Genomic DNA, 12,378 nt, shown 5'->3' with positions numbered 1-12,378 from the left:
TGCCTCTACCTTCCCCACCGCCGTGGGGATGATCCTGGAGTCCCCGTGTCGCTGCCACCCCTGGTCGAGCCGGCATCCGAGCTCACCGTCGACGAGGTCCGTCGGTACTCCCGCCACCTGATCATCCCGGACGTCGGGATGGACGGACAGAAGCGCCTGAAGAACGCCAAGGTGCTCTGCGTGGGGGCCGGCGGCCTCGGCTCGCCCGCCCTGATGTACCTGGCCGCGGCGGGCGTCGGCACCCTGGGCATCGTGGAGTTCGACGAGGTCGACGAGTCGAACCTCCAGCGCCAGATCATCCACAGCCAGGGCGACATCGGCCGCTCCAAGGCCGAGTCCGCGCGGGACTCCGTGCTGGGGATCAACCCCTATGTGAACGTCGTCCTGCACGAGACCCGGCTCGAAGCCGACAACGTGATGGAGATCTTCTCCCAGTACGACCTGATCGTCGACGGCACGGACAACTTCGCCACCCGCTACCTCGTCAACGACGCGTGCGTGCTGCTGGGCAAGCCGTACGTGTGGGGCTCCATCTACCGCTTCGACGGCCAGGCGTCCGTCTTCTGGAGCGAGCACGGCCCCTGCTACCGCTGCCTCTACCCCGAGCCCCCGCCGCCGGGCATGGTCCCCTCCTGCGCGGAGGGCGGGGTGCTGGGCGTGCTCTGCGCCTCGATCGGCTCGATACAGGTCAACGAGGCCATCAAGCTGCTGGCGGGCATCGGCGACCCGCTGGTCGGCCGGCTGATGATCTACGACGCCCTGGAGATGACCTACCGGCAGGTCAAGGTCCGCAAGGACCCCGACTGCGCGGTCTGCGGCAAGAACCCGACGGTCACCGAGCTCATCGACTACGAGGCATTCTGCGGCGTCGTCTCCGAGGAGGCGCAGCAGGCCGCCGCCGGCTCGACGATCACCCCGCTCCAGCTGAAGGAGTGGATCGACGAGGGCCAGAACATCGACATCATCGATGTCCGCGAGCCCAACGAGTACGAGATCGTCTCCATCCCCGGCGCCCGGCTGATCCCCAAGAACGAGTTCCTGATGGGCAGCGCGCTCCAGGGGCTGCCGCAGGACAAGAAGATCGTCCTGCATTGCAAGACGGGTGTCCGCTCCGCGGAGGTGCTGGCCGTCCTGAAGGCCGCGGGCTTCGCGGACGCGGTGCACGTGGGCGGCGGCGTGATCGGCTGGGTCCACCAGGTGGAGCCGCAGAAGCCGGTGTACTGACCCCGTCGTCTTCCGGTGTGGACCGGCCCCGCTCGCCGAGAGGCGGGCGGGGCCGGCTTCGTGTGCCAGGCACAGCGTTCCCGTCAGGAACAGGTCGTGCCGTCCGCCGGGAGCCTGCCGTCGAGGAACGCGGCGTCCATGGTCTTCGTGGCGCACGCGTCGACGCCGTACGTGCCGTGGCCCTCGCCCTTGACGGTCAGCCGGACCCCGACGCCCTTGCCGAGCCGCTCCGCCATGTTCGCCGCGCCGGCCACCGGCGTCGCCGGGTCGCCCGCGTTGCCGACGACCAGGATCGGCGCGGCCCCCGCGGCGCTCACCTCGGGCGTCTTCCACTTGCCCCGCACCGGCCAGCCCGTGCACGACAGCAACGACCACGCCGCGGACTCCCCGAAGACCGGCGAGGCCGCCTTGAACTCCGGCAGCATCCGCCGGACGTCGTCCACGCTGTAGCGGTCCTGTGAATCGGCGCAGGAAATGGCCCGGTTGGCGGCCTGGAGGTTGTTGTAGCGGCCGTCGGGCGCACGGCCCGCCATGGAGTCGAAGAGCAGGAGCAGGGTGTTGCCCGTGCCCTTGACCCTCGCCTCCTGGAGCCCGGCGGTCAGGTACTTCCAGGTGTCCTTGGAGTACAGCGCCGTCGCGATGCCGTTGGTGGCCTCGTCCTGGGTGAGCTCGCGCCCCTGGCTCGTCGGCAGGGGCTTCGCGTCGAGGTTCTTGAGGAGCGTGGTGATCTCGTCCAGGGTCGGGCAGCGGCCGCCGGTGCCGGCGGCACCCGCCGAGGCGCAGTCCTTGAGGTAGTCGTCCAGCGCGAGCTGGAAGCCCTTGGTCTGGCCGAGGTCGCCCTGCACGGTGTCCTGCGTCGGGTCCACCACGGCGTCGAGAACGGTGCGTCCGACGTTCTTCGGGAACAGATGGGCGTAGACGCCGCCCAGTTCCGTGCCGTACGAGATGCCGAAGTAGTGGAGCTTGGACTCGCCCAGCGCGGCCCGGATCCGGTCGAGGTCACGGGCGGCGCTGACGGTGTCCACGTACGGCAGGACCTTGCCGGAGTTCTTGGCGCAGGCGTCGATGTACGCCTTGTTGACCGCGAGGGTCTGCTTGAGCTCGGCGTCGTCGTCCGGGGTGCCGTCCACCTGATAGGCCGCGTCGAGCTCCTTGTCGCTCTGGCAGCGCACGCCGGCGCTCTCGCCGACGCCGCGCGGGTCGAAGCTCACCAGGTCGTAGCGGGCGTGGAGGGTGGCGTAGCCGTCGGCGAGGGCGGGCAGCGCGGAGACGCCCGAGGCGCCGGGGCCGCCGAAGTTGAAGACGAGCGAACCGATGCGGTGGGACGGGTCCGTGGCCTTGCTGCGGATCAGCGCGAGGTCGATCTTCTCGCCGTCCGGCTTGGAGTGGTCGAGCGGCACCGGGAGCTTCGCGCACTGCCAGGCCCTGCCGGGGGCCTTGCCCGTGCCCTGCGCGGCGGTGGGCGCGTCGCACGTCTTCCAATTGAGCTTGACCACGGGGGAACCGTTCTTGCCCCCGTTGGTGTCTCCGCTGCCGTCGGCACCGCTGCCACTGTTCCGGCCGTTCGTTCTGTCGCCTCCGTTGTCACCGCATCCGGTGACGGCGAGGGCGATCACGAGGGCGGTGGCGGCGAGGGAGGCGAGGGCCGTGACCCGGGGCCGTGTGGGACTCATTCCACCGACTCTACGGATGAATCGCCCTTTCCCGACCCCCTGACGACCCGGCGTACGGGCGTTGTCAGGCGGAGCGCAGGGGCGCACAGCCGATCCGGCCCGCGACGGCGTCGACGAACGCGGGGAAGGCCCGGCGCGGATCGTCGGCCCGGGTGCCGGTGCGGCCGGGGCCCGTGCGCATGGTGAACACCGTGGGGCGGCCGGCGCAGTCGGCCCGTATGAGGGCGCCCGTCGCCTCGATCCGCCCGTGGGCACGCCAGCCCGGCGCGGGTGGGGTGTCTCCCGTGAGCCCGTCGAACAGGGCGACGATCCTGGGCCGGGCGGTCATCGCGAACCGGGCCGCCCAGCGGAACGCGTCCGTGGCCGTCAGCGCGCACGTCTCGAAGTCGGGTTCGGAACTGCCCGTTCCGGCCGGGCTCGCCGCGCCCGGCCCGGCTATGCCCGGTATCGCGCAGGCCCCGGGCGCGCGGGGCGAGGCCAGCGGCCGGGCCTCCTGGGCGCACCCCGTCACCTTCGCGGCCCGGTTGGCCACGTCCAGCAGGAGCCTGCCCGTGCGCGCCGGGGAGGCGTCCGGGAACGATCCGGTCAGCGTGACCACCGACGGCCGGCCGCGCACATCGCACGACTCCGGCAGCACCAGCGTGCCCGACGAGGCCGTGACGAAGCCCGGGAGGGCGTCCGGGAGCGGCGAGTCGCCCCCGGCGAACAGGCCCGTCAGCCAGGCCCGGCGCTCGTCCGCCGCCTCGGGGCCCGTGCCGTAGCTGACCTCCAGACGGCGCTCGGCCCAGCGTTTGTCGCTGTTGCCGTTGCTGTTGCTTTTGCCGTTGCTGTTGCCATTGCTTCTGCCGTCGTGGTCGTTGCCGGGGTCGCTCCCGCGCCAGCTCAGTGTGCACTGGCCGTGGGGACGGCCCGGGCCCGGCGCGCTCTCCCGGGACACCCGCTGCCGTACGCCCCCGGCCTCCCCGCGGAACGGGCCGCTCTCCTCCGACCAGGTGCCCCAGCAGTAGTCCTGCCTGGCCAGCGGCCTGAACTGCGTCTGCCACAGCGCCATCAGGGCCGCCAGTAGCGCCGCTATGGCCAGGGCGCCGGTGAGCAGTCTGGCCCTGCGGCCCGGGTGTTCGGCCGTGCGTAACACCTCTGTCCCCCTCCGTCGCCCGTGCTGCCGATCCCAGTGAAACTCTGTGCGGGCGATGGTAGTGCGGGCCACTGACATTCGAGCCGCAGGAGTTCGTAGTACCGGTGTGATGTGCTATGGGTGCTATGAGCACACCTTCCCGGGTGCCGGAACAGTACCTTCCAGCAGGTATGCGTCAACCGCGCTCTTCACGCACGCGTTGCCGCTGTCGTACGCGCCGTGGCCCTCTCCCCGGTACGTCATCTCGACTCCGACGCCCTTGCCGAGCTCCTGGGCCATCTTGCGCGCTCCCTCGTAAGGAGTCGCCGGATCACCGGTGTTGCCGACGACGAGGATGGGCGCGGAGCCCTTCGCGCTGACGTCGGGCGTCTGCCATTCGCCCTTTACGGGCCATCCGGTGCACTGCAGCAGGCTCCACGCCATGAAGTCCCCGAAGACCGGTGACGCCTTGTGGAACTCCGCCGCCCTCCGCTCGATGTCCGCCGCCGTGTAGCGCTGGGAGAAGTCGGCGCACGTGATGGCGTTGAGCGACGCCTGGAGGGAGCTGTAAGTGCCGTCCTGGCCACGGCCGTTCATGGAGTCGCCCAGCATGAGGAGGATCTTCCCGTCGCCGTTCTCGGCGTCCTCGACGCCCTCGGTGAGGTAGTCCCAGAACTCCTTCGAGTAGAGCGACTGCGCGATGCCGCTGGTCGCGAGCGACTGCGTGAGGTCGCGGCCCCCGCCGCCCGGCACCGGCTTCTTCTCCAGCCGCTCGAGGAGCGAGTTGATCTGCTGCTCCGTGGGGCAGTTGTCCGAGGTCTTCGTGCAGGCCGCCATGTAGTCGCCGAGGGCGAGCTGGAACCCGGCGGCCTGGGCGAGGGCGCTCTGCAGCGGATCGCTCGACGGGTCCACCACGCCGTCCATCAGCGCCCGGCCGACGTTCTTGGGGAACAAGTGGGCGTAGACGCCGCCCAGTTCGGTGCCGTACGAGACGCCGAAGTAGTGGAGCTTGTCGTCGCCCAGCACCTGACGCATGAGGTCCATGTCGCGGGCGGCGTTCGTGGTGCCGATGTGGGGGAGGAACTTGCCCGAGCGCTTCTGGCAGCCCTCCGCGTACTTCTTCACCCGGTCCACGAGGGCGTTCTGCTCGGCGGGGGTGGCCGGGGTGGCGTCCGCCGCGTAGTACGCGTCCAGTTCCTTGTCCGGCAGACACGTCACCCCGTTGCTGCGGCCGACCCCGCGCGGGTCGAAGCTGACCAGGTCGTAGCGGGTGCGCAGGGTGCGGTAGTCGTCGGCGAACGCCGGCAGCGTCGTTACTCCCGACCCGCCGGGGCCGCCGAAGTTGAAGAGGAGCGAGCCGATGCGGTGCGACTGGTCGGTGGCCTTCGCCCGGATCATGGCGATGCCGATCTTCTCGCCGTCCGCGTGGGCGTAGTCGAGCGGCGCGCGCAGGGTCGCGCACTCCCAGTCCGGGCCGGGGGGCCGGCCGGCGGCGCCCGCGTCCTCGCTGCGGCTGGGGGGTGGGCAGGGTTTCCAGTCCAGTTTCTGGTTCTGGAGGGGGGCCGCGGCCGGTGTGCCGGTTTCCGGGCTCTTCGGGGGTGGGGGCTGTTTCTCCTGCGCGTCGCCCGTGCCGCTACAGCTCGTGGCCGTGAGCGTCAGCAGCACGGCCGCGAGCAGGGCTCGCGCTCTCGCCGTGCGTGGGGATGTGGACACGCCTCCCACTGTTGGGCGGGGTGGGGCGGGGCGCGCGCAGGGCGGGCCGTATGGGTTACAGCGGGACGAACCTGACCTCCGTCGCCTTCGCGCTGGCCCAGACGGGCGTGCCCTCCGTGAGCTTGAGCTCCGTCGCGGCGGCGGGGGTGATCTCAGCGACGATCTCGACGTCGGCGTCCACGAGGACGCGGATTCTGCTGCCTTGTGCGGTGAGCTCGCGGATCTTGCCCTGCCAGACGTTGCGGGGGCTGCTGGTGGTGGCCGTGGGGTGGGCGGTGTGGAGGGACACCGCTTCGGGGGCGATCACGGCGAGGCCCGGGCCGGGGGTGGCGGGTGGGTCCGCCGTGACTAGGGTCGCGCCGTTGGGCAGCTGGAGGCCGTCGGATGTCGCCTCCGTCGGCCACGCGTTGAGGCCCAGCATGCGGGCCACCCAGGGGGAACGGGGGTGCCGGGCCAGCTCGGCCGGGGGTGCGTACTGGGTCGTACGGCTGTCCTCCAGGACGAGCACCTCGTCGGCCAGCGAGACGGCTTCCACGGGGTCGTGGGTGACGATCAGGCACACGCCGGGGAAGTCGGCGAGGTGGGTGCGCAGGGTGTGGCGCACCTGGGCGCGGGTCGACTGGTCCAGGGCGGCGAGGGGTTCGTCGAGGAGGAGCAGGCTCGGGCCGGCGGCGAGGGCCCTGGCCAGGGCCACGCGCTGGGCCTGGCCGCCGCTGAGCAGGCCGGGCCTGCGGTGGGCCAGGTGGCCGATGCCCAGGTGGTCGAGCCACTGCTGGGCGGTGGCGTGGGCCTCGGCCTTCGGGGTGCCCTGGGCGCGCGGTCCGTAGGCGGTGTTGGCCAGGGCCGTGAGGTGGGGGAAGAGGGCGCCGTCCTGGGGGACCCAGGCGATTCGGCGGCGGTGGGGTGGGGCTGTCGATACGTCTTGGCCGCCGAGTGTCAGCGTTTCCGCCGTGGCGCGGTGGGTCAGGCCCAGGAGGGCGCGGAGGAGGGTCGTCTTGCCCGCGCCGTTGGGGCCCACTACGGCGATGGTGGTGCCGGCGGGGGCGGTGAGCGTTGCTTCTACGGCGCCGGTGACCGTGGTGCGCAGGGGGTGCGGGGTGGGTGCGGTCGGGGCCGGTGCGGGGCGGACCCCTCTGGGACTGAACTCTTCGTGGCCTCGGGCATCACGTGACGTCGTACCCGGCACGCGCCACGAAGAGTCCTTTACGTCCCTGCCGGGGCCCGCCCCGCCCCGGCCCCGACCTCCCGCCGTCGGCGTCTGCGGCCAGTGGCCCCGGAGGGTGAGCAGCACTGCTGTCGCCATGGCCAGGAGGAGCAACGACACCGCCGTTGCTCCTTCCGGGTCGTCCTGCAGGAGCAGGTAGACCTGGAGGGGGAGCGTCTGCGTGACGCCCGGCAGGTTGCCCGCGAACGTGATCGTCGCCCCGAACTCGCCCAGCGCGCGGGCCCAGCAGAGGGCCGCTCCCGCGAAGAGGCCCGGCGCGATCATGGGCAGGGTGATCGTGCGGAAGGTGCGGAGTGGGGTCGCTCCCAGGGAGGTTGCCGTCTCCTCATAGCGGGGGTGGAGTCCGTTGAGTGCTCCTTCGAGGCTGATGACCAGGAAGGGCATGGCCACGAAGGTCGAGGCTGTGACTGCCGCTGTGGTGGTGAAGGGGATCGTGAGGCCGAACCACTCGTCGAGCCAGGGGCCCAGGACGCCCCGGCGGCCGTAGCCCTGGAGGAGGGCCACGCCCGCGACGGTGGGCGGGAGGACCATCGGGAGCATCACGAGGGAGCGGACGAGCGCCTTGCCCGGGAAGTCCACCCGGGCCAGCAGCCAGGCGAGCGGGACCCCCAGGACGAGGGAGAGCACCAGGGAGTACGCCGAGACGGTCAGGCTCAGGGTGAGGGCCTGGGTGACCTCGTGGGAGGTCAGACGGGACGGGAGGGTGCCCCACGGCGTGCGGGTGAGGACGCCCGCCAGGGGGAGGAACAGGAAGCCGATGGCGAGGACGGAGGGGATCGCCAGGGGCAGGGGCGTCCCTTTGCGGGCCCTCACGGCTGCTGGAAGCCCGCCCCGCGCAGGAGCTTCTGGGCCTCGGCCGAGCTCAGCCACGTGACGAAGTCGGCCGACTCCTTGGTGTGCTTGGAGCTCTTGAGCGTCGCGGCGGGGTAGGCCGCCACCGCGTTCCGGTCGTCGGGGATCGTGACCGTCGCGACCTTGTCCTTGGCCGACGTGGCGTCGGTGACGTACACGATGCCCGCGTCCGCCTCGCCGAGGGTGACCTTGCTCAGCACGGCGCGGACGCTGGGCTCCTGCGAGACCGGCTTGACGTCGACGTGCTGCTGGTCGAGGACCTTCTTGCTGTAGCGGCCCGCGGGTACTTCGGGTGCCGCCAGGACCACCTTGAGGGTGGGGTTGGAGAGGTCGGAGAGTCCCTGGATCTTCTTGGGGTTGCCGGGGGCCGTGGCGATCGTCAGGCGGTTCTTCGCGATGGTGGTGGGGGCGTTCGTCTGCTGGGCGAGCCCGTCCATCGTCTTGGTGTCGGCCGTCACGAGGGCGTCGGCGGGCGCGCCCTGGCGCACCTGGGCGGCCAGCTCCTGGGAGCCCGCGAAGGAGAAGTTCACCTTGGTGCCGGGGTGGTCCTTCTCGTAGAGGGCCCCCGCTTGCTTGAAGACGTCCGTGAGGGAGGCGGCGGCGAGGACCGTGAGGGTGGTCCGCTGCTTGGGGTCGTCGCTCGTGTCGCCGCTGCCGCAGGCCGTGGCGAGGGGCAGGAGGAGCGCTGCCGCCAGGGCCGTGCGTGCGAGGGTGCGGGGCATTCTCTCTCCTGGTCAGGCGCGGTCGATGTGCACGTTGGTGGCCTTCACCCGGGCCACGGCCTCCATGCCCACGGCCAGCCCCAGCTCCTCCACGGCCTCGCGGGTGAGGAGGGAGACGAGGCGGTGCGGCCCGGCCTGGATCTCCACCTGCGCGGCCACGTCGCCGAGCTTCACGGCGGTGATGATCCCCGGGAAGGCGTTGCGGGCGCTGGTGTGCGGCTCGTCGTCGCTCTCGTTCGCCTCGGCGGCGAGGCTCACGGAGAAGGCCGCCAGATCGGGCCCTTCGATCAGCCGCTTGCCCGCCTCGTCGCGTCGGGTGGGTATCCGGCCCGCGTCGGCCCAGCGGCGGACGGTGTCGGGGCTGACGCTGAGCAGGCGGGCTGCCTGCCCGATGGTGTACGACCGCATGTGCGGCACGTTATGTCGATTCAGCTCGCATCTGCAAGGCTGCCTTGCGGGCCCTGCCAGGCAAATCCAGCCCCTCCGGCGTTTGAGGAGCGGGGGGTCCGGGGGGGCGGAGCCCCCCGGGAAACGGTGAAAGGGCGGGACTGGGGCCAGCCCCGCAGGGCCCCCTAGATCGCACCCTTCCGCGTCAGATGCGTGAACGATGCCCACCCCGGCAGCACCGGCAGCCACAGTGTCATCAACCGGAACAGCAGCACGGCGGGAGCCGCCTGCTCCGCGGGCAGCCCCGCGAACGTCAGCGCACCCGTCAGCGCGAACTCCACCGCCCCCACCCCGCCCGGCGTCGGCGCCGCCGACCCCAGCGCGTTGGCGGTGAGGAAGACGACCGCGATGCTCGCGTAGCTGAGGTCGCCCCCGAACGCCCGGATCGACGCGTCCAGGCACATGACGTTCGCCGCCGTCAGCAGCAGCATCCCGCCGATGCCGAAGAAGAGCTTCTGCGGCCGCTGCAGCACGTCCAGCATGCGCGGCACGACGCCCGCGAACAGCGACCGCACCCGGGTCGAGACGAACTTCCGCAGCACCGGGATCGCGGCGACCACCAGCACCAGGACCGCGGCCGTCAGCAGGCCGCCGATCACCGTCCGGGAGGGGCCCAGGGACGAGCTGCGTTCCGTGCCCGTCACATAGCCGAAGGACAGCAGCAGCATGATGTGGCAGGCCAGGCCGAAGAGCTGGGACGCGCCGACGCTCGCCACGGCCAGGCCCGGGCGGATGCCCGCCCGCTGGAGGAAACGGGTGTTCAGGGCCACGCCGCCCACCGCGGCGGGGGCGACGATCTTCACGAACGAGCCCGCGACCTGCGCCAGGACCGTCCGGCCGAAGGCCACCTTCTCGGGGACGAAGCCGAGCAGACCCATCGCGGCGGCCGCGTAGGTCAGCGCCTGGAAGGCCGCCGCCAGCGCGACCCACGCCCAGTTGGCCTTGTCGACGAGATCGCCGAACTTGATGTGGGTGAGCTGGGACAGCAGGAAGTACGCGGCGATCGCGCCCGCGACGAAGCTGATCAGCGTGCGGGGCTTGATCCGCTCCAGGCGCACCGGCTCTATGGGCGCCTGCGGCCGGATGAGCAGGACCTGGCGGCGGATCTGGGCGAGGAGGTCCTCCTCGCGGGCCTCTTCGAGGGCCTCGCCGAGTGCCTTCTTCTCCGCCTGCCGCTCGGCCTTGAGGGCCTTGCGGCCGGCCTCGACGGGCTCCGCCTCGGCGGCGCGTTCGGCCTCGCGGGCCTCCTTGGCCAGGCGGGCGTTCTCCAGCACCCGTTCGCGCTCGCGCTCCGACCGCTCGCGGGCGAGCTGGCGCAGGGTCGCGCGGCTGACGCGGGTGAGGGCGAGGGGCTGGAGGAGGGGGAGGCTGTCGGCCACGGCGTCGGGGCCGAGGACCTCGACGGCGGTGGCCACGGCCCGTTCGGCGCCGACCCGCAGGCCGAGGGTGACGAGGAGCTGGGCGACGTCCATGCGGAGCACCAGGTCGCCGGCCGCGATCTCGCCGCCGCGCAGGTCCGTGAGGACCACATTGCCGGAACGATCCACCAGCAGGGCGTCGCCGTCGAGCCTGCGGTGGGCGATGCGGCGCGACTGGAGGGCCTTGAGCTGGTGCCAGGCGCCCCGCATCAGCTCGTCGGTGATCTCCTCGGTGGGGACGGAGACCAGCGGGCGGCCGCCGATGTGCTCGTAGACGAGCATGACGGCGTCCGGGCCCAGCTCGGAGGTGGCGATGAGCTTGGGCGCGTTCGCCCCGGCGGCGATGGCCGCGTAGGCGAGCAGCGCCTCCTGTTCGAGGGCCTGGCGCAGCGACAGCAGGCTGCGGCGCTGGATGATCCCGCGCAGGGCCAGGCGCTGCCAGACGCGGTAGAAGAAGCCCTGGGCCTGCTGTTCGCGGTCGACGACGGTGACGTCGAGGGGCGGGCCCTCCTCCAGGGTGACGATGTAGCGGCGGCCCCGGTCGGGGTGCTGCTCGGCGGTCTCGTTGTCCTCGGCGCGCAGCGCGGTCTCCGGGCGGAAGCCGACGCGCCGCAGGCCCGCGAGGAGGTGCTGGCCGGTGGGGCGGACGTTGGGGGAGCCGACGGCGTAGAGGGTGGCGTAGGCGACGGTCCAGCCGATCAGGACGGTGATGGCGATGGAGAACGGCGTGGTGTAGCCGTTGACCAGCACCGCGAAGGCGTCCAGGAGGAGGACGGCCCACATGGCCACGCGCCAGCGGGGCCGCCGGGACATGCCGACGGCCGTCATATAGGCGATCACGGGCGCCAGGTAGCCGTGCACCGGGTCGGTGAAGCCGCCGGCGGGCGAGGGCTGGGAGAGCGCGGCGCGGATGGACTCGGGCGCCGAATCGGCCACCCACAGATCGGTGGCCAGGGACACGCCGTGGGCCAGCACGGCGGCCAGGACGCCGTCGGCGATGCGCAGCCCGTCGCGTTTGATCAGCCGTTCGATGGCGAAGGCCACCGGGACGATGAAGACCGCGATGTTCGCCGTGAGCCCGGCGAAGCTGGCCAGCAGATGGGGCGCCTTGCCGGTGCTCGCGCTGATGTCCTGCGCCAGGCCCGAGGTGGTGGCGTGGGCGAACGCCGCGAGCGCGAGCACGAGGGCGATGCCCACGATGCCCAGGAAGAGCCGGACCAGATCGGCCGGGCGGTGGACACGGGCGGGGAGCAGCGGCTCGTCGCCGGAGACCTTGTCGATGTGGCCCTCACCGTCCTCGCACGGGTACGCGCCGGCGCGCCCGTCACAGGGCAGCACTCCGCGGGCGCGGGCCTCGTCGGGAGGCTGCGCGCCCTGCTGCTCGTCGGTCTCTTCTCGGTCTCGTATCACCAGTCACCGCCCGGAAGATGGTGGCATGGCCCGGCCGGGCAAGGGGGTATCAGGGTGCATTTCGGGGGGCGCGGACTCCGGATCGTACGCCCTGTAGTGCGATGACGCACTCTGGGTGATCTTGTGGACCGCCCGGTTCCGGCCGCCGGGGCGACCCCGCCGGGCGGGCGATGCGGCAGTATGCACCGGATGGACGAGCTTCCCGAGTACGCGGAACGGGTACTGGCCGTCGCCGAGCTGATTCCGGCCGGCCGGGTGATGACCTACGGAGACGTCGCCGAGTGGCTCGACGAGGGCGGCCCCCGGCAGGTCGGCCGCGTCATGGCCCTCTACGGCGGGGCCGTGCCCTGGTGGCGCGTCGTCCGGGCGGACGGCCTGCTGCTGCCGGGCCACGAGCGCGACGCCCTGGCCCACTACCGCGCCGAGGGCACCCCGCTGCGGGAGCCCGGCCGGAGCGCCGGGGGACGGATGCCCCGGATCGCCATGGCCCGCGCCCGCTGGGACGGCGGCGGGGATGTGACTCCGCACACCTGACGGCCCGAGGACCGCCGCCGCCGGGCCGCGCCCCGGCCCGTGACCA

The 12,378-nt window shown here is 72.1% G+C and carries 9 protein-coding genes; 2 read left to right on the top strand and 7 right to left on the bottom strand.

Annotated features, from left to right (window positions below):
- Positions 1–45: 45 nt before the first annotated feature.
- The gene (gene moeZ / locus IE096_RS12865) at positions 46–1,224 is read left to right on the top strand and encodes an adenylyltransferase/sulfurtransferase MoeZ (RefSeq protein WP_189451556.1); all 1,179 of its coding nucleotides are present in this window, start codon (positions 46–48) and stop codon (positions 1,222–1,224) included.
- An 83-nt stretch (positions 1,225–1,307) separates the two neighbouring features.
- Here moeZ and IE096_RS12860 read toward each other — a convergent pair whose 3' ends face one another.
- From IE096_RS12860 to IE096_RS12830, 7 genes are all read right to left on the bottom strand, one after another.
- Positions 1,308–2,897, bottom strand: coding sequence for an alpha/beta hydrolase (locus tag IE096_RS12860; RefSeq protein WP_189451555.1), 1,590 nt, complete (start codon positions 2,895–2,897; stop codon positions 1,308–1,310).
- A gap of 64 nt (positions 2,898–2,961) precedes the next feature.
- Positions 2,962–4,032 (bottom strand): hypothetical protein, encoded by a 1,071-nt coding sequence (locus tag IE096_RS12855; RefSeq protein ID WP_189451554.1) that lies wholly within the window; start codon positions 4,030–4,032, stop codon positions 2,962–2,964.
- A 123-nt stretch (positions 4,033–4,155) separates the two neighbouring features.
- A complete protein-coding gene (locus IE096_RS12850; protein ID WP_189451553.1) occupies positions 4,156–5,724 on the bottom strand; it encodes an alpha/beta hydrolase in 1,569 nt (522 codons plus the stop codon).
- 55 nt (positions 5,725–5,779) lie between these two features.
- Complete coding sequence (locus IE096_RS12845) at positions 5,780–7,762, bottom strand: ABC transporter permease (protein ID WP_189451552.1); 1,983 nt, start codon at positions 7,760–7,762, stop codon at positions 5,780–5,782.
- Positions 7,759–8,523 (bottom strand): molybdate ABC transporter substrate-binding protein, encoded by a 765-nt coding sequence (gene modA / locus IE096_RS12840; RefSeq protein ID WP_189451551.1) that lies wholly within the window; start codon positions 8,521–8,523, stop codon positions 7,759–7,761. The genes IE096_RS12845 and modA overlap by 4 nt, the downstream gene beginning before the upstream one ends.
- Before the next feature lie 12 nt (positions 8,524–8,535).
- On the bottom strand, positions 8,536–8,931 hold the full coding sequence (locus tag IE096_RS12835; RefSeq protein ID WP_189451550.1) for a TOBE domain-containing protein: 396 nt from the start codon (positions 8,929–8,931) through the stop codon (positions 8,536–8,538).
- 164 nt (positions 8,932–9,095) lie between these two features.
- On the bottom strand, positions 9,096–11,798 hold the full coding sequence (locus tag IE096_RS12830) for a lysylphosphatidylglycerol synthase transmembrane domain-containing protein (RefSeq protein WP_189451549.1): 2,703 nt from the start codon (positions 11,796–11,798) through the stop codon (positions 9,096–9,098).
- A 189-nt stretch (positions 11,799–11,987) separates the two neighbouring features.
- On the opposite strand from IE096_RS12830, the gene IE096_RS12825 reads away from it, so the two are divergent.
- Positions 11,988–12,332 carry an MGMT family protein gene (locus tag IE096_RS12825; RefSeq protein WP_308430340.1) on the top strand — a complete coding sequence of 115 codons (345 nt, stop codon included), beginning with the start codon at positions 11,988–11,990 and terminating at the stop codon, positions 12,330–12,332.
- Positions 12,333–12,378: the final 46 nt, after the last annotated feature.

The organism is Streptomyces abikoensis (genome assembly GCF_014648775.1).
In the GTDB taxonomy this organism is placed as follows: Bacteria; Actinomycetota; Actinomycetes; order Streptomycetales; family Streptomycetaceae; genus Streptomyces; species Streptomyces abikoensis.
The sequence above is the reverse complement of the archived record's forward strand: the minus strand, read 5'-3'. Positions and strand labels throughout refer to the sequence as shown.

What these genes read in the sequence shown, in the direction of transcription:
- IE096_RS12860 (WP_189451555.1), bottom strand. Translation starts at nt 2,897, where the DNA reads ATGAGTCCCACACGGCCCCGGGTCACGGCCCTCGCCTCCCTCGCCGCC.
- modA (WP_189451551.1), bottom strand. Translation starts at nt 8,523, where the DNA reads ATGCCCCGCACCCTCGCACGCACGGCCCTGGCGGCAGCGCTCCTCCTG.
- IE096_RS12825 (WP_308430340.1), top strand. Translation starts at nt 11,988, where the DNA reads ATGGACGAGCTTCCCGAGTACGCGGAACGGGTACTGGCCGTCGCCGAG.
- IE096_RS12835 (WP_189451550.1), bottom strand. Translation starts at nt 8,931, where the DNA reads ATGCGGTCGTACACCATCGGGCAGGCAGCCCGCCTGCTCAGCGTCAGC.